The following is a 22239-nucleotide window of genomic DNA, read 5'->3' on the forward strand; positions in this document are numbered from 1 at the left end:
GGCCAGCCGGGCGCACCAATGAGACAGTGGACGGATGCACTTCGTCGGGCTCGACCTCGCCTGGGGCGAGAAGAATCAGACCGGTGTCGCGGCGATCGACGCCGACGGGCGCGTTCTCCACGTCGGCGTGGCCCAGGACGACGACAGCATCGCAGCAACCATCAAGCCGTACGTCAAAGACGACTGCCTGGTGGCCATCGACGCCCCGCTCATCGTGAAGAACGCCGAAGGCTACCGACCGTGCGAACGCGAGCTGAACCGGGACTTCCAGCGGTTCGACGCCGGCGCGCGCCCCGCGTTCACCGAGCGGCCCGAGTTCAAGCACCCCCGCGCGGCACGGATCGCCTCCGCGCTCGACCTGGACATAGACCCCGCCTCGTCATCGCACCGACGGGCGATCGAGGTGTACCCGCATCCCGCGGCGGTCGTGTTGTTCGGGCTCGACAAGACGCTGAAGTACAAGCGCGGATCTTTCGAGGATCGTCAACGCGAGCTACTGAAACTGATGACCCACGTCGAGGAGCTCGACAAGGCGACCCCGCGGCTGCGGGCAAACCGCAGCGTCAGTTGGGTCGAGCTGCGCAAGCGGGTCGAAGCCGCGACGCGCCCCGGCCAGCTGGACCGCGACGAAGACCCCGTCGACGCCCTGATCTGTGCCTACATCGGGTTGTACTGGTACCACCGGCCGGAGGACGTGACGATCTACGGTGACGTCGCCTCGGGCTATATCGTCACCCCCTCGCTGCCCGCCGACAGGCTGCCCCGTACCCGCAAACAGCCCGCGGACCAACCGGTGCCGCCGACCGCGCTGACGGCGCAGAACGCGGTCGCGGAGTACCGCGAACGACGTCCCGCCCTGGTCGCCGCCACCGACCGCTACTTCGCTCTGGTGAAGGGGCTGCTCGACGACGCGGGCATCAACTACCTGAGCATCACGGCACGCACCAAGAGCGTCGAATCGTTCGCCGCCAAGGTCGACCGGACCGTCGACGGGCGTCGGCTCTACACCGACCCCCTGGTGGAGATCACCGATCAAGTCGGGCTGCGGGTCATCACCTACCTGCGCGAGGACGTCGACACGGTGGCCCATCTGCTGGCCACGGAGATGCGCCTCCTCGACGACCAGGACATCGGCCTGCAGACCGCGCGCAAAGGTCGCTGGGGCTATGCCAGCCGGCACCTGCTGGTCGGCGTCGAGGGCGAGAAGCAGCCGGCCTCCATCCAGGTGCGCACGGTGCTGCAGCACGCGTGGGCCGAGTTCGAGCACGACGTCCGCTACAAAGGGCAGATCCCCGCCGAGCACGGCGCCGATCTCGACCGCCGCTTCACGCTCGCGGCCGGGCTGCTGGAGCTGGCCGACCGGGAGTTCACCGCGATCCGCCAGCGGCTGCGCACGACGGTCACCGAAGAGGAATCCGATTGGTCGACGGATTCGCGCATCGCCACGCCCGTGCTGGCAACGTATCTGGGTAACCGCTACAGCGATGCGGGGTGGTCGCGCACCGACCACTACGGCTGGATCTCCGGGCTGTTGCTGGAACTCGGCATCACGTCGTTGGACGCGCTGAGCGGGCTGCTCGACTCGGTGGACGCCGACAAGGTCAACGATGCCATGGGCTACCGGTTCCCGCCGGGTGCGGTGCGCCGCCTGGACGACGTCCTGCTCGCACTGTACGGCGAGCGCTATATCGGCCTGGAGGGCAATGCACACCGAACAGAGTTGTTGCAGAACAGGATTGAGAAGCTGCGCGGCAATTCTTAGATGTGCACGGGCCGCTCGTCGACCGGGGCGAGCACGTCGATCACATCGATGAGCGTCGCGCGGGCGCTGGCGCGGGGACCATCGCCTTCGTCCATGAGCGACGCGACCACCGCGCCGTCCACGGCGCACACCAGCGCGGTGAGCAATTCGGAACGCACCGCCCGGCCGGAGCGCTCGACCACTTCCACCACCGCGTCGGTGCGCTGTTGGCGAATTCGGCGCTGGATGTCGCGCAGCCCGGGCTGGCGTGCGCACGCGATGTAGCGCTCGTAGCGGGAGATCAACTGCTCGGTGACCCGGGTTTCCGGAGAGTCCCCGACCAGGAGGTCCACCAGCACGTCGGCGGTCGATTCGGCGCCGCGGCGGCGACGGCTCAACGCGGCCACTCCGGCCTTCAGCTGCTCGGCTTCCCGGATTCCGATGTCCTCAACGGCCTTGGCGATCAGGTCGTCGAGGGAGGAGAAGTAGTAGGTGGTCGATGCCAATGGCAAGCCGGCACGGCGGGCCACGGCACGGTGACGGACGGCGTCGAATCCGCCCTCACACAACAGGTCCGCGGCCGCCCTTACGAGGGCGTACCGCCGACGCTCCCCCTTCGGAGTGACTGCTGCTGTCACCATTAGCATGCTGCCAGTCGAGCCCACCCGCCATACGGCTTTCGGCCAATCATCAGTCTTTACTCAGGTTTATTCGGACGACGGAGCCATTCGTCGGTGGCGACGACACGATGGCAAGATGGCCGCCATGCCTGACTTGAACCGTCGCGCCCTGCTGCGCCTCGGTGCCGGTGCGGCCGGTGCCTACACGCTGGGAACAGCTCTGGGGTCCGCTCCCGCGCTGGCCAATCCGCCCGCCGCCGCGCCGACCTATGTCAGCGGATCGTTCACGTCCGCAGCCCGCGGCGGCGTCGACACCAATTGGGCCATCGCCCGCCCACCCGGCCAGACCGGCAAGCTGCGGCCCGTCATCGCCTTGCACGGCAAGGGTTCCGACGCCGCCGAGGTGATGGCCGGCGGCGTGGAAAACGGTTTGGCACAAGCGGTTGCGGCCGGGTTGCCGCCGTTTGCGGTGGTCGCCGTCGACGGCGGAGGCGGCTATTGGCACAAGCGCGCGTCCGGTGAGGATTCCGGGACGATGGTGCTGAACGAGCTGATCCCGATGCTCGGCGACCAGGGTCTGGACACCTCACGCGTGGGCTTCCTGGGCTGGTCGATGGGCGGATACGGCGCCCTGCTGCTCGGCGCGCGGCTGGGGCCTGCGCGCACCGCGGCGATCTGCGCGGTGAGCCCGGCACTGTGGACGTCATCCGGGGCGACCGCGCCGGGCGCTTTCGACGGCGCCGACGACTACGCCGCCAACACCGTGTGGGGACTGCCCGCGCTGGGGTCGATCCCCATCCGGATCGATTGCGGCAACAGCGATCCGTTCTACTCGGCCACTCAGCAGTTCATCGCGCAGCTGCCCAACCATCCGGCCGGCGGCTTCTCCCCCGGCGGTCACGACTCAGGGTTCTGGAGCCAGCAGCTGCCCGCCGAGATCTCCTGGATGGCTCCGCTGCTGGTGGCCTGATCCCGCGTCACCTTCTCCCCGCCTCACCTTTCCCGGCGAGCAGACACTCAGGTACCCCGACACGCCGCGTTTCGCGTACCGCACTGTCTGCTCGCGCCGGAAAGGTGAGCCCTACAAACTGATGCGACCCTCGGCTGCGGCCAGCGCGATGTCGGTGCGGAAGTGGCTGCCCGGCAACTTGATTGACTTGACCAACGTGTACGCGGCATCGCGGGCGGCTGAGAGATCCGGACCAGTGCCCACCACCGACAGCACCCGGCCGCCGGAGGACACGACGGCGCCGTCATCGCGACGCGCAGTACCGGCGTGCAGCACGCCGTCGGCTTCCGATCCGGTGATCACGTCGCCCACCCGCGGCCGGCCCGGGTAGTTCTCGGCGGCGACCACCACGGTGACGGCGTAGCCGTCCTGCCATTGCAGCTCACCGAACGACGCCAACTCACCCGTCGCGGCTGCACGCAACAGCTGCCCCAGCGGTGACTCCAGCAACGCCAGCACCGCCTGTGTCTCGGGATCACCGAAGCGGCAGTTGAATTCGACCACCGCGGGCCCGTTGGACGTGATGGCCAGGCCCGCGTACAGCAAGCCCGAGAACGAGCTGCCACGCGCAACGAGTTCGGCGGCAACGGGTTTGACGATCTCGTCGACGATCTGCGTGGTCACCGCATCGGGCAGCCAGGGCAACGGCGAGTAGGCGCCCATGCCGCCGGTGTTGGGTCCGGAGTCACCGTCGCCGACGCGCTTGAAATCCTGGGCCGGCAGCAGCGGGACCACGGTCTCCCCGTCGACGACGCAGAACAGCGAGACCTCGGGGCCGTCGAGGAATGACTCCAGCAACACCGGGTGGCCGGAGTCGAGCAGGCTGGCGGCGTGTGCCCGCGCGGTGTCGCGGTCGGTGGTGACCACAACACCCTTGCCGGCGGCCAGGCCGTCGTCCTTGACCACCCAGGCGGCCTGCCCAGCCGGCGGTCCGAACCGGTCCAGCGCGGCGTCGAGGTGGCCGGGGTTGTCGACGATCTCGCTGCTCGCGGTGCGAACACCGGCCTTGGTCATGACGTCCTTGGCGAAAGCTTTGGAGCCTTCGATCCGGGCGGCGTCTTTCGTCGGCCCGAAACAGGCGATGCCTGCCGCGCGCACCGCGTCGCCGACACCGAGCACGAGGGGAACCTCGGGACCGATCACCACGAGGTCCGATCCCAACCGCTGGGCGAGTTTGACGACGGCTTCACCGGAGGTGACGTCGACGTCGTACTGGTCGGCGATGATCGCCGTCCCCGCATTGCCGGGGGCGATTGCCAGTTCTTCGACCTCTGGGTCCCGGCGCAGCGCCAGGAGCAGAGCGTGTTCACGGGCACCGGATCCGATCACGAGGACGCGCACGGAGGTAAAGCGTAGCGGCACGCCTTAGGGCATACAGTTGACACCGAGGTGTATGGTCAAACTCAAGAAAGTGTTCGACGTCACACGAGGAGATGGTCGGTTTGACGACACTGAGCGCCTGTCCGTTCGGGCAGGGATACGACTTCACCGACCCCGAGGTGCTGCTGCATGGCATCCCGGTCGCCGAGTTCGCCCAGCTGCGCAAGACCGCCCCCGTGTGGTGGAACGAGCAGGGCGAATCGATCTTCAACGACGGCGGCTACTGGGTGGTCAGCCGGCACGAGGACATCAAGACCATCTCCCGCAACGGCGGCGACGTGTGGTCCACCAACGCCAAGGGCGCGGTGATGCGGCTGCCCGAGGGCGTCACCAGCGAGCAGCTGGACCTGACCAAGGCGCTGCTGATCAATCACGACGCGCCCGAGCACACCCGGCTGCGCAAGATCGTCTCGCGGCTGTTCACGCCGCGGGCGGTGGCCACGCTGGAGGAGAAACTCGCCGTCGCCGCGCGGGAGATCGTGGCCGCAGCCGCGGAGAAGCACAGTGGCAATTTTGTCGACGACATCGCGATGAGCCTGCCGCTGCAGGCCATCGCCGACCTGATCGGCGTGCCAGAGGCCGACCGGGAGAGGTTGTTCCACTGGACCAACGCGATCATGAACACCGACGACCCCGACTTCGACAGTGATCCGACAATGGCCAACGCCGAGCTGATGGGCTACGCGTACAACATGGCCGAGCAGCGTCGGCAGTGCCCGGCCGATGACATCGTCACCAAGCTGGTGCAGGCCGACTTGAGCGACGGAGGTGGGGAACCCATCACTGACGTCGAGTTCGCGTTCTTCGTCATCCTGCTCGCCGTGGCCGGCAACGAGACCACCCGCAACGCCATGACGCACGGCATGAACGCATTCTTCGAAAACCCGGACCAGTGGGAGCTTTTCAAGCGTGAACGGCCCGAGACCGCCGTCGACGAAATCGTCCGCTGGGCCACCCCCGTGCACTGCTTCCAGCGCACCGCCCTGGTCGACAGCGAAATCGGCGGTGTCACAGTGCGTGCCGGACAACGCGTCGGCCTCTTCTACAGCTCGGCCAACTACGACGAAGACGTCTTCGAGAACCCCTTCACCTTCGACATCCTGCGCGATCCCAACCCTCACCTCGGGTTCGGCGGCAACGGCGCGCACTACTGCATCGGTGCCAACCTGGCCCGGATGGAGATCAAGCTGATTTTCAACGAGATCGCCAACCAGATTCCTGACATCTCCAAACTCGGTGAACCGCAACGGCTTCGGTCGGGATGGATCAACGGCGTCAAGGATCTGCAGGTCGCCTACCGGTAGCTGGCTACAATTCCGGGGTGCGTACCCACGGCTGGGCCGGCTCAGCGCCCGCCACCGATGACGAGGCCGTCGCGCGCATTCTGACCGCCGCCAGCAAGGCGATCGACGAGCGCGGCGCCGACTTCTCGATTGCCGACGTCGCCCGCACCCTCGGTGTCACCCGCCAGACCGTGTACCGGTACTTCCCCAGCACCGATGCCCTGCTGGTGGCCGCCGCGGTGCATGCGGCCAGCGATTTCCTCGATCGGCTGGCCGCCCACCTGCAGGGCATCACCGATCCCGTGGAGGCTGTCACCGAAGCCATCGCCACCGCACTGGAGTGGCTGCCGAAGGACAAGCACATCGGCCTGCTGATCGCTCCCGGGCGCGCCGACGCCCACACCGAGTCGGTGACCTCGGATGTGGCGGTCGATTTCGCCCGGGCCGTGCTGCGCCGATTCGACGTCGACTGGGCCAGCCTCGGATTCACCGACGACGACCTCGACGACCTCGCCGAGCATCTGCTGCGGATCATCCAGTCGTTCGTCATCGACCCCGGCCGGCCGCCGCGCACCGGTGAAGCGCTACGCGCCTACCTGCGGCGATGGGTCGGATCTGCTGTCATTGCGGCCGCTGCGTCGCCCTTAGACTGATGAAATGAGCGCGCTCGACGCCTTCTACTCAACCTGGGACCAGGCCCGCAACACCTTCGGCTCCGGCGCGCCACAAACCGGCGCGGAGTTCGACCGCAGCTCGCAGTTGCGTGACATGCAGTCCGCCGTGCAGGCGGCAACCCCAGATTCGCGCTGGCAGGGTTCGGCCGCCGACGCCTACACTGCGAAGAACCAGAAGCACGCCGCCGTCTACGGCAAACTCGCCGACCTCGACCAACGCATGGCCACCGAAGTCGACCGCTCCGCAGCAGTCGTCACCGCCGGCCGCCAAAACCTCGACCAAGTCCGCGACTGGGTCACCACCGCCGCCGCCTCAGCCCCCAACGACAAGTCCGGCGAATACGTCAAACTCGCCATCGCCAGCAAGGGCCTGAGCCAGATCAGCGACATCATCCAGCAGTCCAACAGCCAGATGACCGCCATCGGTGAACGCGTCCGCGGCATCGGCAAGGAATACGACGAAATCGGCGGAGACGACAAAAAGAAAGCCCCCGACGCCAAAGAGATGTCGAACTTCATGGGCCCGAAGTTGACGCCGTGGCCCACTTCCAAGGGACCGGTAATTCTGGATGCCGATGACATCAAGTACGCCGGCAAGGACGAGATTGACTTCAATCGATACAAAGAAATTGTGCCTGGATCGGGGATTTATGTTCCCGATGTGAACAGCCCGTACTACAAGCCACACCCGCCCAAGCATCCGATCAACACCACGGAGATCCAGCCTGGCCCGGTGAGGAGCAAGTACATGCCCTGGCCTGACATTCAGATCGGTCCGGATGCCTGGGTCCCCGACCCACGCAACCCCGATTACAAGCCGACGGAGCCGGTCGTTCCCCTCGATCTCAGCAAGGTGGTGACCGTGCACCTCGACCCAAGCAACCATGTATTCGCACCGTACGGCTACGTTGAGATCGGGCCTGACGTTTGGGTTCCCGGTCCGCTAACCGCGCCGCCACCGCCGATGCAGCCTCGACCGAACTGACAGCTGCACATCGTCGGTGCGCCGACCCCCAATCGCCGGAGGCCCGCTACCCGCGGATCGCGGCCACTGCTTTGACCAATAGCTCCGGAAGCGCTTGCTCAGACTCCTCATCCGAGTCAAGCTGGCCGCGGACAGTGATGTAGATGTTGTCGTCGAGAATCGCCGAGTAGAAGTGCCTGGTTCCGGACACGCCGTAGTCGTAGGTGTATTGGGTTCTGAACGCGAAGGTTGTGGCATGGTCGATCGTCGGCGGCACCAACCGGTCGACCGTTCCGTGCTCCCCTTCCGCCGAGTAGGAAATGTGCTCGCATCCTGTTTGCGGCAGCTCGACCTGCGATAAGTGATCGGATTGCGACGCGCCCACGACAACGTGGGGACCGTCACGCCCAGGTGTATCCAGCGCCGTCGTTAATGCTCCGCCCGATTGCCGAACAGGCTGCAACACCGGCTCACACTGTGGCGGATCGACACTGGTCGACGCAGACCCGACGAGGCGGCCGATTTTCACAGTGTCGATATCGCCCGAGGTCCGGGCCGGGATGACGTTCGGCGTAATACCTTGCGGGAAAGCGTCTTTCACATTCGCCAGGCGGTTGATGTCGTTCTTCAACAGGGGGGCCTTCGATGAGGAAGGCGTATACGTGCCCTTTACGGCCGCGACGGCGTCACCGAGCAAATCCGCAACTCCGGGTGGTTCGGGTGTTTCTTGCTTACGCGAAGTGCGCAGTGTAACCACGACTCGGTCGCCGAGAAATGCTGTGTACTCATACGTGAACGCAACAGGATCGGTCGACACCTGATATCGGATCCCCTGCGTTCTGGCGCCCTCGATGTGCGGAGCCTCGATCCGTTCGACGGTACCGCCGGGCTGACCTTGATCAAGGGTATAGCCGACGTGATCGCAGCCCTGCACGGGGATATCCGCCGTCAGAGGAGCGGCCAGTTTCACAGCCATCATCGAGATGTCGCTGGTGGGCCCTGGGGCGTAGATCCTCGCAACTTCGCTGCCCACTGATACGTCCACTGGCCTGAGCAGCGAACGGCATTGCGGCGGGTCAACACTGGACAAAGTGCCATTTGCGAAACGATCGATATCACCGGGCAGAATGGAATCCACTCGTTGCTTGGGGGTCACCTGCGGTACGTTCCCCGGCGGGAACGCCGGCGCTATCTCACTCAACCGCGAGATGTCGTAGTCCGGGGTCTGGGCCGTGGTGGTCGGAGCCGCATCCCGTGAACTCGGCGAGCAACCGACAACAGCAACGACAACTGTACAGACCGCAACAACGAACGCGGCTATCCGTGACCCCATTGCCCAAGCCTAAGCGACGTACCGATCCTGCCGGACACCAATGAAATCGCCGACCAGGCACCCGTCGGGCCGCCCCTAGACTGAGTCAAACCTGAAGTACGAGGGGCGAAATGACTGAGATACTTGCTGGACACGCACGCAGGTCATTGCCTATGGTGGCCGCGTTCTGCTGTCTCGCACTCGCGACGGCGACAGCCGGCGCACCGACAACTACTGCAACACCGACGAGCCCAACGGTGCTCTCCGTCGACGACATACGCGCTATCACCGGTATTCATGAATTCCACGTCCCGGATGTACCTGGCCACGGCGATCTTGTCGCCCCGGTCCCGATTCCCGATACGCCAGCACTGTGCCGGGCCGTCTACGACCAACCGGTCGTGTTCGGCACGGACTGGACACAGTTCCGCTCAGTCACCTACAGCGCTGACATCCCGCACCCGTTGCTCCCCGGCATCGCCTCCCTTGCCCAGAGCATTGCCATATATCCCGATGCAGGCGCCGCCCGTGGCGCATTCGAGCGGATCGTCGCGGCGGCGCCGGCGTGCTCAGATATGAATGCCGACTACTACCACCGCACGCTGCAGCATCCTGACCCGAACACTCTGATCCTCAACGGCGACATGGTGACTGACGGGTACCGACTGTCGGACACCGCTCTCATCGGAGTGTCGACGCTGGTGCCAAGCGAACTTGCTCCGATCGACGCACTGAATCTTGTCGAGCGGCTCCAGGATGCACAGCGGTAGTACCGCGTGCGCGCCTCACACCACCGTCAACGGCAGTGACTTCCGCGGCTCAAAGACGAACGACGCCCCGCCACTGAACTTGACGACCGCCACCTCACCGAATTCCTTTGCCGCCGTATCAGTTTCAATCACCCGCGCTATCCATTCAGTATCTGATCCGATCACCTCAACAGACAGGTGCGGGTCGACGGCGGCGACGATGGCCTGCAGCGGCCGGGTCTCGTCTGGGCCGGCCAACGACACCCAAGCCCCGTCCTCGTGCGCCGGCGAGCGCCGCACGGACACCACATCAGGTCCGAACTCTGCACTGACGTAAGCGGCCGGGTTCAGCAGAGGATGCAGTTCGAGTACACGCACGGCGCCTTCGATGCCGCCGGGCAACTCGAGCGCACGGTGAATGCGTTCGGCGCCAACGCCTGCCACGCCGATCAGTTGCTTGACACAGATATCGGCGGCCAGGGCAGTGTCGGTACCGGCACGCTTGCCGACCGCGAGCACGAACGCCAGATTCAGCAGGTGCATCTGTAGACACACCTCGTCGGCCATCCGCACCAGTGCGGAATGCGAGAAGGCGGCGAAGTCGAAGTCGGACACCAGCGGGCCCGAGTAGTCGGACTGCCCGGGCTGAGACACGTCGATGTCATCGAGAACCGTTTGGGCAGCGTGGGTTCGGCGAATCACATCCAACACCGGAATGTCGGGGACCTCCGGATAGGACTCGTCGATGATGACGGTCCACGCGCAATGTGGCTTCCGGTCGGCGGGCGTCCGCGGCGGCCGGTGGATCGGTCGGACCTGCGCGCGGCGGTTGGTGGCCAGCGCCGTCGCATCGAACGTCGGGTCCTCGATGTCGTGGCACATGCCGCGCACGTAATCGTCGCCCATTGGCTCGACGTCTAGCAGCGCCCCACAGTGATCGAGCTGGAACTCACCGTGCCAGCGATCGTGCACTGTGTAGCGGAAGTCCATGAACTGCGGTGGCGCACCGATGTCGAGCTGCAGTCCCTTGAAGATGGTGATGACGTCGACGCCCTCGTAATTCAGCGCCTGCTGCATCCGCTTGGTGTAGATCGGACTCGACGCCATCCACTCCTCGATGGCGATCTGCAGCATCTCTGCGCGGCCGAATGACGATATACACCAGGCCATTCCGGATCGGTCGATCAGCTGCCCCATGAGCAGCAGCTCGGGTACCAGCTTGACGAGCTCAGCGTGCGACAGGGAGACGTACCTACTTGTCATCGAGCTCGCTCCCGGTGTTCATCTTGACCGCGGCGTTCACATTGGCCCGCCTGTCCTCGTCAAGTCCCTTCTCAGCCGCCTTGCGCCGCTTCGCCACAACTTTCGACACGGTGCCGTTGAGGCCGGAACCGAGTGGGAAGCCGACGTACTGGGTGAGAAAGATGGCGATGTCCTTGAGTTCTTCCTCGGTGAACTCACCGTTGAGCAGGGCCGCGTTCACCTGAACCTCGGCGAGATCTTGCAGGCCCAGCGCCGTCACCGCCGACAGCGTCATCAACCGCTTCTCGCGCATGGACAGTCCGGGCTTGGTCCAGATGGTGCCGAAGAGATGATCCACCGTCAGATCGAAATAGGGGTCGCCCTCGATGTTGGGCATCTCCCAGCCGTACACCTCGTTCATCTTGGCCAGGCCCTTGGCGCGCAACTCGTCCATCGAAAGTTCTCCTAGTCGTTTCCGTGCGGTACACCGAGACCGTCTGCCAGTCGTTGCAACGCCACCTGAGCCAACGGAAGATCCACCCCCACAACCTCACCCAACCCGAGCGCCAGGTTCAGGTCTTTCTCACCGAGTCCTCGGGTATGGGTAAAGGCGTCGTACAGCCAGTGATCCGGCGTCAGCTCGGACATGTTGTCGCGCACGATGATGGCACCCGGCCCACTGGTCAGCGCATCGGTGTGGCGCACCACCCGGCCGAGTGCCTGCAGATCCAGCCCGGCGGCTTCGGCCAACTTCATCGCCTCACACGCCGCGGCATACGAGGTGAAGGTCAACATGTTGCGAGCCAACTTCATTCGGGTACCGGCGCCGGGTTCGCCGGCGTGGATCACCATCGAGGCGAACTGCTTGAGCGCGGGCTTGATCCGCTCGTAGACGGGACGCTCGGCGCCGACCATGATGGCCAGCTCGCCCTTTTCGGCGGCTCCCCCACCTCCACTGACCGGGGCGTCGACGATGTGGATGCCCTGCGGCTTGTACTGCTCGGCGAGCTCGACGGCGGTGGTGTCGCTGATCGTCGAGTGGATCACGATCACGGTGTCCGGCTTGGCCTTTGCCGCCAGTTCTGCGATGACGGACCGCACCTGCTCGTCGTTGAGCACCGTGATGCTGATGATGTCAGCGTCGGCGACAGTGGCGACGTCATCGGCCAACGTGGCGCCGAGTTCGGCAAAGGGCGCGAGAGCATCGGCCCGCACGTCGTACACGATGAAGCCGCCCGGCCATTCTGCCAAGCGCTTGGCCATCGGAGCACCCATGTTGCCCAGGCCGATGTATCCGTACACAGTGCTGGTCGGCTCCTTGCGCAAGCGCTCGTCGGCACTCATGACCGGATGATCTGTCCGCCGTCGACATTGAAGATCTGGCCGGTGATCCACTTGGCCTGGTCACTGAGCAGGAACAGACACATGCCGACGAGGTCTTCGGGCTGCCCCATGCGGGACAACGGAATTCCCTTGATGATGTCATCCACCATCTCCTTGGGCGTGGTGGTCCGGTTGGCCTCGGTGTCGATAGGTCCGGGCGCGATGGCGTTGATGCGGATGTTCTGCCCACCGAGTTCACGGGACAGCTGCTGGGTGAGGCCGTTGATGCCGACCTTGGCCAGACCGTAGTAGTTGGCGTACAACCAGGCTGCAGTCGAGGACTGGTTGACGATCGCGCCACCGCCACGCTTGGCCATCTTGCGGTACACCGCGCGGGTGCACACCAGCGCACCGTCGAGGTTCACGCTCATGAACTTCTTGTAGTAGTCCCAGTCGACGGTGAGCAGGAAGTCGAGCTTCATGCCGCCGAAGATCGCAGCGTTGTTGACCAGATAGTCGATACCACCGAACTCCGAAAGCGTCTGCGCAGCCATCTCTTTGGCCGAGTCGATATCGGAGACGTCGACGCGTACCGCGAGCGCCGATCCGCCCTCTCCCGTGATGCCGTCAGCGACCTTCTGAGCGCCTTCGACGTTGATGTCGGCCACCACGACTGCCGCCCCTTCACGCGCCAGCGCTTCGGCGTAGGCCTGCCCGATGCCGCCACCGGCCCCGGTGACAATGGCCACCTTGTCGTCGAACTGTCCCATGTCTCAATCCTTTCCCGCCGAATGGCCAGTTGCTGAACGATTCTCGTGAGATCGCGAGTCACAACTGGCCGCTCGATACCGTCTCAACCAGCCAGAGTGGCAATGCATTTGATCTCGGTGTACTCCTCGAAGCCGGCCAGCCCCATCTCCCGGCCGTTGCCGGACTGTTTGTAGCCGCCGAACGGCGCATCTGCCGAGTACCAGATACCGCCATTGACATTGACGGTGCCGACGCGCATCCGCGCAGCCACGGCCTGAGCCCGGGCGTCGTCGCCGGAGAACACCGTGCCGGACAGGCCGTAGGGCGAGTCGTTGGCGATGCGCACCGCATCGTCGTCACCGTCGTGGGCGATCACGGTCAACACCGGCCCGAAGATCTCCTCGCGCGCTACCCGCGCAGAGTTGTCGAGCCCGGCGATCACCGTCGGCGAGATGTAGTACCCGGTATCCAGATCCGCGGGCCGCCCACCGCCGCAGGCGAACCGGCCGCCCTCCTGCAGGGCCAGGTCCAGGTAGGACTGCACCCGGTCCCGCTGCCGCGCTGAGATCAGCGGCCCGCACACCGTGCGCTTGCTGTTGGGATCGCCGGGCTTGATGGACCCGAGAGTTGCGGCAGCGGCCTCGACGGCCTCGTCGTAGCGTGATCGCGGCACCACCAACCGGGTGGTGATGGCGCAGCCTTGACCGGCGTGCATGGCGACGGTGAACGCCGCCATCGCGCACGCACCACCTAGGTCGGCGTCATCGAGCACCAGGAAAGCCGACTTGCCGCCGAGCTCGAGGAACACCTTCTTGATGGTCAGCGCGGCGTCGGTCATCACCGCACGGCCCGTCGCAGTCGACCCGGTGAACGAAACCATGTCCACCCGCGGGTCTTTCGACAGCAGCGCGCCGACAGAGTGGTCGCTGGAGGTGACGATGTTGATCACGCCGGGAGGAAAATCGGTCTGCTCGGCGATGATCTGGCCGACGGCTGCGGCAGCCCACGGGGTGTCCGGGGCGGGCTTGAGGATCAGGGTGTTACCCGCCGCCAACGCGGGACCGACCTTGGCCAGGTTGATCTGGTGCGGGAAGTTCCACGGCGTGATGGCGCCGACGACACCGACGGCTTCGCGAGCCACCACGCGGTTGGTCGGAATCCCTTGCGGGGTGGCATGTCCCAGATCGGTACGCCACTGATAGTGCTCCGCCGTATCGGCCGAGAATGCCAAATCGCCGATGGGCCCTTCCAACTGCGCACCGGCAGTGAGCATCCGCGGTGCCCCCACCTCCGCGATGGTCAGCTCGCGCAGGTCTTCCACGTTCTCCTGCAAGGCGTCCCGCAACTGACGCAGGCAACGCACCCGCAGCGCAGTGTTGGTCGACCAGTCGGTGTCGTCGAATGCCCGCCGCGCCGCCTCGATGGCATTGCCCATGTCCTCGGCGTCAGCATCAGCCGCGATGCCGAGCACCTCTTCGGTCGCGGGGTTGACGGTGTCGAACACTCCGCCGCGACCGGCGACGAGCTTGCCGTCGATGAGCAGTTGACTCTGGCGATCGGCCAGTACCGGCATCGGTGAACTCCACTTCGCGAATTCTGGACAACTGTCCGGCTGTCTCATTTCGAACCATAGCGTCAGAGGCTGCAGACCCGCAAGGGCGCACCACCAGACCGCACCCGGTCGACCGAATTCGATGGCGCTGATCTGCGAATATATGACGCACACTTGCTCAATGTCCGCGTCGTCAGATAATTTGGACATGTGTCCAGCGATGCCGTGGCAGCAGTCACAGAAACACCGCGCAACCGTCGGCAGGAAGAAACCTTCCGCAAGGTCCTCAGCGCCGGGATCGAGATGCTGCGCGAGTCCTCGTACGCCGATCTCACGGTGCGTGCCGTCGCAGCTCGCGCGAAGGTGGCGCCGGCGACTGCCTACACCTACTTCTCCTCGAAGAACCACCTGATCGCCGAGGTGTACCTCGACCTGGTCAACCAGGTTCCGTACTTCACCGACGTCAACGACGCGATGACGACGCGGGTCGACAAGGTCTTGCGCGCCCTCACGCTGGTCGTCGCCGACGAACCAGAAGTCGCCGCCGCATGCACCACCGCCCTGCTCGGTGGCGGCAGCGATCCCGCGGTACGCACGGTCCGCGACCGCATCGGCGGGGAGATCCACAAACGCATCCGCTCCGCGGTGGGCCCGGACGCCGATCCGCGCATCGTCTCGGCCTTGGAGATGACGTTCTTCGGCGCACTGGTCAATGCCGGCAGTGGCGCCTTCACCTACCACCAGATCGCTGACCGGCTGACGTATGTGGTGGGCCTCGTCCTCGGAGAGGACAAGAATGCCTGAGCCTGGGAGAAGACCGATGAGCGCTTGCGCGAAGAGGAGACAACACCGATGAGCGCTTGCGCGAAGAGGAGACAACACCGATGAGCGCGAAAACTGCAGAACTGGTTTTCGACCCCTACGATTACGACCTGCACGAGGACCCGTACCCGTACTACCGGCGGCTACGCGACGAAGCCCCGGTGTACCGCAACGACAAGCTCAACTTCTGGGCGCTGTCGCGGCACAGCGACGTGCTGCGGGGTTTCCGGAACAGCACCGCACTGTCCAACAAACATGGGGTGTCGCTGGATCCGATCTCCCGCAACGACGAGGCCCACCGGGTGATGTCGTTCCTGGCGCTGGATGATCCGGCCCATCTGCGGTTGCGCACTCTGGTGTCGAAGGGGTTCACGCCGCGGCGCATCCGCGAGTTGGAGGGTCGGGTCACCGAGATCGCGGTCCAGCACCTCGAGGCCGCACTGGAACACGAAAGCTTCGACTACGTCGACGAATTCGCCGGCAAGCTGCCCATGGATGTCATCTCCGAACTGATGGGTGTTCCGCAGTCGGACCGGGTCCGCATCCGCGCCCTGGCCGACGGTGTCATGCACCGTGAGGACGGGGTCGCCGATGTCCCCGCGTCCGCCATGCAGGCCTCAGCTGAGCTGCTGGTGTACTACGCCGACATGGTGAAGCAGCGTCGCACGAAGGCCACCGATGACCTCACCTCGGCGTTGATCGAAGCGGAGATCGACGGCGACAAGCTCACCGACGACGAGATCATGGCCTTCTTGTTCCTGATGGTGGTCGCGGGAAATGAGACCACCACGAAACTGCTTGCCAATGCCGCGTATTGGGGATTCAAGAATCCGGACCAGCTGGCGCCGGTATTCGACGATCATGACCTCATCACCCCGTGGGTGGAGGAAACCCTGCGATACGACACGTCCAGCCAGATCCTGGCCCGCGCGGTGGTCGAAGACCTCACCCTCTACGACACCACCATCCCCGCCGGGGACGTGCTGCTGCTGTTGGCCGGGTCCGCCAACCGCGACGAACGCGTCTTCGAAAACCCTGACGAATACCGCATCGGCCGCGACATCGGCTCGAAGCTGGTGAGTTTCGGCAGTGGAGCGCACTTTTGTCTCGGCGCGCACCTGGCCCGCATGGAGGCCCGGGTGGCATTGACCGAGCTGTTCAAACGAATCCGTGGATATGAGGTGGATGAATCCGCGGCCGTGCGGGTGCATTCCAGCAATGTCCGCGGATTCGCGCATCTGCCAATTGCGGTGTCCCACCGCTGAAGCCCAATTGCGGTGTCCCACCGCTGAAACCCATCACAGTGGAGAAACGCTAAATGGCCCGTTTTGAACCGCACCCTGACCGCCGGCCCGCGATCGTCGCAGGCGCCTCCTCAGGTATCGGCGCCGCGACTGCGAAGCAGTTGGCCGCTCACGGCTTCCCGGTCGCGCTCGGCGCACGCAGGGTCGAGAAATGTCAGGAACTCGTCGAGGAGATCAAAGCCGGTGGCGGCGAGGCGATTGCGCTTTCGCTTGACGTGACCGACACCGATTCGGTGAAGTCGTTCGTGCACGGTGCCACTGAGGCGCTGGGCGAGATCGAGGTACTGGTGGCCGGCGCAGGCGACACCAACTTCGGGCGGCTGCACGAGATGAGCACCGACGAGTTCGAGGCCCAGGTGCAGATCCACCTCATCGGGGCGAATCGGATGGCGACGGCGGTGCTGCCCGCCATGGTGGAACGCCGACGCGGCGACGTGATCTTCGTCGGCTCGGACGTCGCCCTGCGGCAGCGGCCCCATATGGGCGCCTACGGCGCCGCCAAGGCCGGCCTGGTCGCGATGGTGACCAACTTGCAGATGGAGCTGGAAGGGACCGGCGTGCGTGCCTCGATCGTGCATCCGGGGCCGACCCGGACGGCGATGGGCTGGACACTGCCCGCCGAGAAAATCGGCCCCGCCCTGGAAGATTGGGCCAAATGGGGGCAGGCCCGCCACGATTACTTCCTGCGTGCCGCTGATCTGGCACGCGCCATCACGTTCGTCGCCGAGACGCCGCGAGGCGGATTCATCGCGAACCTGGAGATTCAGCCCGAGGCTCCGCTCGCCGACGTCAAAGACCGCCAGAAGCTCGCCCTCGGGGGGGAAGGGATGCCCGGACAGTGACCGCTCTGAAGGAAGTACAACGCGTTTCCGGTGGTGCAGAGGAGCACGGCCACCTGGAGGAGTTCCGCACCGACCCCATCGGCCTGATGCAGCGGGTCCGGGACGAATGCGGGGACGTCGGCTGGTTCCAATTGGTCGACAAGCACGTCATCCTACTCTCGGGCGCACAGGCCAACGAATTCTTCTTCCGTTCTGCCGACGAGGATCTCGACCAGGCCGAGGCCTATCCGTTCATGACGCCGATCTTCGGCAAGGGTGTGGTGTTCGACGCCAGTCCCGAGCGGCGCAAGGAGATGCTGCACAACTCGGCGTTGCGCGGTGACCACATGAAGGCCCACGCCGCGACCATCGAGGGCGAGGTGAAGAAGATCATCGCCGATTGGGGCGACGAAGGCGAGATCGAACTGCTGGACTTCTTCGCCGAGCTGACGATCTACACCTCGACGGCATGCCTGATCGGCCTGAAATTCCGTGAACAACTGGACTCCCGGTTCGCTCGGTACTACCACGAACTGGAACGCGGCACCGATCCGTTGTGCTACGTCGACCCGTATCTGCCGATCGAGAGTTTCCAGCGGCGCGATGAAGCGCGCGTGAAACTCGTTGCGCTGGTGCAGGAGATCATCGACCAGCGGCTGGCCAACCCGCCGCGGGACAAGTCCGATCGCGACATGCTCGACGTGCTGGTGTCGATCAAGGACGAAGAAGGCGGCCTCCGGTTCTCGGCCGATGAGATCACCGGAATGTTCATCTCATTGATGTTCGCCGGCCACCACACCAGCTCCGGCACGTCATCGTGGACCCTCATCGAACTGATCCGGCACGCCGACGTCTACGCCGAGGTCCAGAATGAACTCGACGAGCTCTACGCCGACGGCCAAGAGGTGAGTTTCCACGCGCTGCGCCAGATCCCGAAGCTCGACAACGTGGTCAAGGAGACGCTGCGGCTGCATCCGCCGCTGATCATCCTGATGCGGGTAGCCCAGGGCGAGTTCGAGGTCGAGGGGTTCCCGATTCACAAGGGTGACTTCGTCGCGGCGTCCCCGGCGATCTCCAACCGCATCCCGGAGGACTTCCCCGACCCCGACGCGTTCAACCCCGATCGCTACGACAAACCCGAACAGGCCGACGTCGCGAACCGGTGGACGTGGATCCCGTTCGGAGCCGGCCGGCATCGCTGCGTCGGGGCGGCGTTCGCCCAGATGCAGATCAAAGCGATCTTCTCGGTGTTGTTGCGGGAGTACGAGTTCGAGATGGCCCAGCCTGCGGATTCGTATCGCAACGACCACTCGAAGATGGTCGTCCAGTTGGAACGCCCCGCCAAAGTTCGGTACCGCAGACGCACGAAGGGGTGAGCGTCCATGGGTTGCTACCGCGTTGAGGTCGACGCCGACCTGTGCCAGGGCCACGCGATGTGCGAGTTGGAGGCCCCGGACGTCTTCACCGTGCCCAAACGCGGCACGGTGGAGATCACCGATCCCGAACCACCCGACGAGCTCCGCGAGGACGTCGAGCGAGCGGTCGATATGTGTCCCACCCGAGCCCTGTCCATCACCGAGAAGGAATAGCCATGCCGTCGCGCGAAGCACTAGACAACTGGGTCGAACGTTGGCTGCAAGCCAACAAGGACGCCGAGAAGGCCGGTGACTGGAAGCCGCTGGCCGACTTCTACACCGCTGACGCCACCTACGGCTGGAACATCGGCCCCAAGGAAGACGTGATGTGCGTCGGACGCGACGAAATCCGCGACGTTGCACTGGGTCTGGAGATGGAAGGCCTGGAGAACTGGGTCTACGAATATCAGAAGGTTCTGGTCGACGACAGGCAGAGCGAGATCGTCGGCTTCTGGAAGCAGATCGTCAACAAGTCCGACGACACGACCGACGAGATCTACGGCATCGGCGGGAGCTGGTTCCGGCTCACCGAGCAGGACGGCGAGCTGCTGATCGAATGGCAACGCGATTTCTTCGATTTCGGCCATGTCTCGTCGATGTTCATGAAGCTCATCACCTCCGGTGACCTCAGCGCGGGCATGCAGAAGCGCATCGAACGGAGCCTGGCAGGCGAGAAGCTGCCCGGCTACTACCCGCTGGGAGAAGCACCGGTTCCGATCTGGTGAGCCCGAAGGTCAAATGCGACCTTCCTTATGTGACCTAGATAACTTAGTCTGGCGCGGGAAGCCTCCAACGAAAGTAGGACGTGATGAAGACAAAGGGCGCTCTCATCTGGGAGTTCAACCAGCCGTGGTCGATCGAGGAGATCGAAATCGGTGATCCCGTCAAGGATGAGGTCAAGATCCAGATGGAAGCGTCGGGCATGTGCCACTCCGACCACCACCTGGTGACCGGCGGCATTCCGATGGGCGGCTTCCCCGTGCTCGGCGGCCACGAAGGCGCGGGCATCGTCACGGAAGTCGGGCCCGGCGTCGAAGGCATCGAGCCCGGCGACCACGTGGTGTTGTCGTTCATCCCGTCCTGTGGCCAGTGCCCGTCGTGTCAGGCCGGCCTACGCAACCTGTGTGATCTGGGCGCCGGACTGCTCGGCGGTCAAGCCGTCTCCGACGGCACGTTCCGTATTCAGGCCAAGGGCCAGAACGTTTTCCCGATGACCCTGCTCGGCACCTTCAGCCCGTACATGGTGGTGCACAAGAGCTCGGTGGTGAAGATCGACAAGTCCATCCCCTTCGAGGTGGCATGCCTCGTCGGCTGCGGCGTCACCACCGGCTACGGTTCAGCGGTCCGCACCGCCGACATCCGCCCCGGTGACGACGTGGCCATCATCGGCGTCGGCGGTGTCGGGATGGCGGCCTTGCAGGGCGCGGTCAATGCCGGCGCCCGGCACATCTTCGTGGTCGACCCGGTCGAGTGGAAGCGTGATCAGGCGCTCAAGTTCGGTGCCACCCACGTCTACCCGGACATCTTCGCCGCCATGGGGGGCGTCGCCGAGGTGACGTGGGGCCTGATGGCCAAGAAGACGATCGTCACCGTGGGTGAGCTCAAGGGTGAGGACGTCGACAACTACCTCAACCTCACCAGCAAGGGCGGCACCTGCGTGGTGACGGCGATCGGCAGCCTGCTCGACACCAACGTCACGCTGAACCTGGCCATGCTGACGCTCATGCAGAAGAACTTGCAGGGCACCATCTTTGGCGGCGGCAACCCGCACTACGACATCCCGCAGCTGCTGTCGATGTACAAGGCGGGCAAGCTGAACCTCGACGACATGGTGACCCGCCAGTACAAGCTGGAGCAGATCAACGACGGCTACAAGGACATGTTGGAGGGCCGTAACATCCGCGGCATCATCCGCTACACCGACGCCGACCGCTGACCACTTCCCGCCGAAACCGCATTCTGGCCGGAATGCGGTTTCGGCGGATGAGGAGACGAATATGACGCAGACCCAAGAGCTTTCGCCCGTCCAGATCGCCTCGCAAGCATCCTGGCGATGCGTGCAGTCCGGCGACCGGGAGGGCTGGCTGGCCCTGATGGCCGACGACGTCGTGGTGGAAGACCCGATCGGCGAGGCCGTCACCAATCCCGACGGCTCCGGGGTGCGCGGTAAAGACGCCGTCGCGGTCTTCTACGACACCAACATCGGCCCGAACACGTTGACCGTCACGTGCGAGGAGACCTTTCCGTCAAGCTCACCGACCGAGATCGCCTACATCCTGGTGTTGCACACCAGGTTTCCCAACGGCTTCACCGCGACCGTGCGCGGGGTGTTCACCTACAAGGTCAATGAGGCCGGCTTGATCACCAATCTGCGCGGCTACTGGAACATGGACGCGATGACGTTCGCCCAGGAGGGCGAGAGCTGACCGCCGGGGCACTGACCGGCCGCGGTGCCGTGGTGGTCGGCGGCACTCGGGGCATCGGCCTCGCCGTCGCGGAGCTGCTGGGATCGCTGGGTGCGGGCGTCGTGGTCAGCGGCCGCGACGCCGCAGCCGCTGAGTCCGCAGCCGAGCGGGTTTCGGGTGTGGCACATGCGGGTTCGCCGTCTGATCCGGCCGTCGCGGCCGCCCTCATCGACCGGTGTGTTTCCGAATTCGGCAGCATCGACATCCTGGTGAACTGTGCCGGGACAGCCGAGCCGGTCGGCTCGTCCATCCTCAACGTGACCAGTACCCAATTCCGAGATCTGCTCGACGCGCATCTGGTCACGGTGTTCGAGACCTGCCGCGCCGCGGCACCCCGGATGGTGGCCCAGGGCGGCGGAGCCATCGTCAACACCAGTTCGTTCGCGTTCCTCGGCGACTACGGCGGCTCGGGCTACCCGGCAGGCAAGGGTGCGGTCAACGGTCTCACGCTGGCGATCGCGGCCGAACTCAAGGAGCACGGGGTGCGCGCCAACGTGGTGTGCCCCGGCGCGCGCACCCGGCTGTCCACGGGCCCCGACTACGAGCAGCACATCGCCGAGCTCAACCTCCGCGGCCTGCTCGACGACGTCAGCATGCAGGGTGCGCTCGACGCGGCCTCGCCGGACTACGTCGCGCCGACTTACGGCTACCTGGTCAGCGACGCTGCGCGCAACGTGACCGGCCGGATCTTCATCGCCGCGGGCGGTTTCGTCGGTGAATTCGCGCGCCCCACACCCGGATTCATCGCCTACCGGGACCACCACTCGTCACCGCCGTGGACCGTCGACGAATTGGCGCAGCTGATCGGCTGAG

23 protein-coding genes are annotated in these 22239 nt (G+C 65.0%); 15 read left to right on the forward strand and 8 right to left on the reverse strand.

Annotated features, from left to right (window positions below; genetic code table 11):
* Positions 1 to 34 precede the first annotated feature (34 nt).
* Positions 35 to 1762 carry a bifunctional ribonuclease/(p)ppGpp synthase gene (relZ, locus tag BTO20_RS30855; RefSeq protein WP_087079661.1) on the forward strand — a complete coding sequence of 576 codons (1728 nt, stop codon included), beginning with the start codon at positions 35 to 37 and terminating at the stop codon, positions 1760 to 1762.
* Here relZ and BTO20_RS30860 read toward each other — a convergent pair.
* A complete protein-coding gene (locus BTO20_RS30860; RefSeq protein ID WP_087079662.1) occupies positions 1759 to 2388 on the reverse strand; it encodes a TetR/AcrR family transcriptional regulator in 630 nt (209 codons plus the stop codon). The genes relZ and BTO20_RS30860 overlap by 4 nt on opposite strands.
* 109 nt (positions 2389 to 2497) lie before the next feature.
* Between BTO20_RS30860 and BTO20_RS30865 the strand changes: the two genes are divergently transcribed.
* The gene (locus BTO20_RS30865) at positions 2498 to 3331 is read left to right on the forward strand and encodes an alpha/beta hydrolase (RefSeq protein WP_087079663.1); all 834 of its coding nucleotides are present in this window, start codon (positions 2498 to 2500) and stop codon (positions 3329 to 3331) included.
* A gap of 111 nt (positions 3332 to 3442) precedes the next feature.
* Here BTO20_RS30865 and purD read toward each other — a convergent pair whose 3' ends face one another.
* The gene (gene purD, locus BTO20_RS30870; protein WP_087079664.1) at positions 3443 to 4711 is read right to left on the reverse strand and encodes a phosphoribosylamine--glycine ligase; all 1269 of its coding nucleotides are present in this window, start codon (positions 4709 to 4711) and stop codon (positions 3443 to 3445) included.
* A gap of 92 nt (positions 4712 to 4803) precedes the next feature.
* Here purD and BTO20_RS30875 point away from each other — a divergent pair, with 92 nt between their 5' ends.
* From BTO20_RS30875 to BTO20_RS40765, 3 genes are read left to right on the forward strand one after another with little or no spacing between them, the layout of a single operon-like run.
* Positions 4804 to 6054, forward strand: a complete 1251-nt coding sequence (locus BTO20_RS30875; RefSeq protein WP_198344121.1) for a cytochrome P450 — start codon at positions 4804 to 4806, stop codon at positions 6052 to 6054.
* 17 nt (positions 6055 to 6071) lie between these two features.
* Entirely contained in the window at positions 6072 to 6686 is a 615-nt protein-coding gene (locus tag BTO20_RS30880) for a TetR/AcrR family transcriptional regulator (RefSeq protein ID WP_087079665.1), read from the forward strand.
* A 4-nt stretch (positions 6687 to 6690) separates the two neighbouring features.
* Positions 6691 to 7692 carry an EspA/EspE family type VII secretion system effector gene (locus BTO20_RS40765; RefSeq protein ID WP_232490905.1) on the forward strand — a complete coding sequence of 334 codons (1002 nt, stop codon included), beginning with the start codon at positions 6691 to 6693 and terminating at the stop codon, positions 7690 to 7692.
* 46 nt (positions 7693 to 7738) lie between these two features.
* Here BTO20_RS40765 and BTO20_RS30890 read toward each other — a convergent pair whose 3' ends face one another.
* Positions 7739 to 9004 carry a DUF5642 family protein gene (locus BTO20_RS30890; protein ID WP_198344122.1) on the reverse strand — a complete coding sequence of 422 codons (1266 nt, stop codon included), beginning with the start codon at positions 9002 to 9004 and terminating at the stop codon, positions 7739 to 7741.
* Positions 9005 to 9240: 236 nt separating this feature from the next.
* On the opposite strand from BTO20_RS30890, the gene BTO20_RS30895 reads away from it, so the two are divergent.
* The gene (locus BTO20_RS30895; protein WP_157680364.1) at positions 9241 to 9753 is read left to right on the forward strand and encodes a sensor domain-containing protein; all 513 of its coding nucleotides are present in this window, start codon (positions 9241 to 9243) and stop codon (positions 9751 to 9753) included.
* Between the two features lie 15 nt (positions 9754 to 9768).
* Here the strand turns inward: BTO20_RS30895 and BTO20_RS30900 are convergent, their stop codons facing one another.
* The 5 genes from BTO20_RS30900 to BTO20_RS30920 all read right to left on the reverse strand — a co-directional run bounded on the left by BTO20_RS30900 (position 9769) and on the right by BTO20_RS30920 (position 14620).
* Positions 9769 to 10995: a hypothetical protein gene (locus tag BTO20_RS30900; RefSeq protein WP_087079668.1), complete on the reverse strand. Its 1227-nt coding sequence runs from the start codon at positions 10993 to 10995 to the stop codon at positions 9769 to 9771.
* Positions 10985 to 11428: a carboxymuconolactone decarboxylase family protein gene (locus BTO20_RS30905; protein WP_087079669.1), complete on the reverse strand. Its 444-nt coding sequence runs from the start codon at positions 11426 to 11428 to the stop codon at positions 10985 to 10987. The genes BTO20_RS30900 and BTO20_RS30905 overlap by 11 nt, the downstream gene beginning before the upstream one ends.
* A gap of 11 nt (positions 11429 to 11439) precedes the next feature.
* On the reverse strand, positions 11440 to 12318 hold the full coding sequence (locus BTO20_RS30910; protein WP_087079670.1) for an NAD(P)-dependent oxidoreductase: 879 nt from the start codon (positions 12316 to 12318) through the stop codon (positions 11440 to 11442).
* Positions 12315 to 13067, reverse strand: a complete 753-nt coding sequence (locus tag BTO20_RS30915; protein ID WP_087079671.1) for an SDR family oxidoreductase — start codon at positions 13065 to 13067, stop codon at positions 12315 to 12317. The genes BTO20_RS30910 and BTO20_RS30915 overlap by 4 nt, the downstream gene beginning before the upstream one ends.
* 83 nt (positions 13068 to 13150) lie before the next feature.
* The gene (locus BTO20_RS30920; RefSeq protein ID WP_087079672.1) at positions 13151 to 14620 is read right to left on the reverse strand and encodes an aldehyde dehydrogenase; all 1470 of its coding nucleotides are present in this window, start codon (positions 14618 to 14620) and stop codon (positions 13151 to 13153) included.
* Positions 14621 to 14809: 189 nt separating this feature from the next.
* On the opposite strand from BTO20_RS30920, the gene BTO20_RS30925 reads away from it, so the two are divergent.
* The 9 genes from BTO20_RS30925 to BTO20_RS30965 all read left to right on the forward strand — a co-directional run bounded on the left by BTO20_RS30925 (position 14810) and on the right by BTO20_RS30965 (position 22238).
* On the forward strand, positions 14810 to 15403 hold the full coding sequence (locus BTO20_RS30925; protein ID WP_087079673.1) for a TetR family transcriptional regulator: 594 nt from the start codon (positions 14810 to 14812) through the stop codon (positions 15401 to 15403).
* An 80-nt stretch (positions 15404 to 15483) separates the two neighbouring features.
* Entirely contained in the window at positions 15484 to 16686 is a 1203-nt protein-coding gene (locus BTO20_RS30930; protein ID WP_087079674.1) for a cytochrome P450, read from the forward strand.
* Positions 16687 to 16739: 53 nt separating this feature from the next.
* Complete coding sequence (locus BTO20_RS30935) at positions 16740 to 17567, forward strand: SDR family oxidoreductase (protein WP_087079675.1); 828 nt, start codon at positions 16740 to 16742, stop codon at positions 17565 to 17567.
* A 5-nt stretch (positions 17568 to 17572) separates the two neighbouring features.
* A complete protein-coding gene (locus tag BTO20_RS30940; RefSeq protein ID WP_198344588.1) occupies positions 17573 to 18922 on the forward strand; it encodes a cytochrome P450 in 1350 nt (449 codons plus the stop codon).
* Positions 18923 to 18928: 6 nt separating this feature from the next.
* Positions 18929 to 19135, forward strand: a complete 207-nt coding sequence (locus tag BTO20_RS30945) for a ferredoxin (RefSeq protein WP_087079677.1) — start codon at positions 18929 to 18931, stop codon at positions 19133 to 19135.
* 2 nt (positions 19136 to 19137) lie between these two features.
* Positions 19138 to 19686 (forward strand): nuclear transport factor 2-like protein, encoded by a 549-nt coding sequence (locus tag BTO20_RS30950; RefSeq protein ID WP_087079678.1) that lies wholly within the window; start codon positions 19138 to 19140, stop codon positions 19684 to 19686.
* Between the two features lie 83 nt (positions 19687 to 19769).
* The gene (locus tag BTO20_RS30955) at positions 19770 to 20897 is read left to right on the forward strand and encodes an NDMA-dependent alcohol dehydrogenase (protein ID WP_087079679.1); all 1128 of its coding nucleotides are present in this window, start codon (positions 19770 to 19772) and stop codon (positions 20895 to 20897) included.
* Positions 20898 to 20958: 61 nt separating this feature from the next.
* Positions 20959 to 21387, forward strand: a complete 429-nt coding sequence (locus BTO20_RS30960) for a nuclear transport factor 2 family protein (protein ID WP_087079680.1) — start codon at positions 20959 to 20961, stop codon at positions 21385 to 21387.
* Between the two features lie 29 nt (positions 21388 to 21416).
* On the forward strand, positions 21417 to 22238 hold the full coding sequence (locus BTO20_RS30965) for an SDR family NAD(P)-dependent oxidoreductase (protein WP_087079681.1): 822 nt from the start codon (positions 21417 to 21419) through the stop codon (positions 22236 to 22238).
* Position 22239 lies beyond the last annotated feature (1 nt).

Source organism: Mycobacterium dioxanotrophicus, assembly GCF_002157835.1.
Classification (GTDB): Bacteria; Actinomycetota; Actinomycetes; order Mycobacteriales; family Mycobacteriaceae; genus Mycobacterium; species Mycobacterium dioxanotrophicus.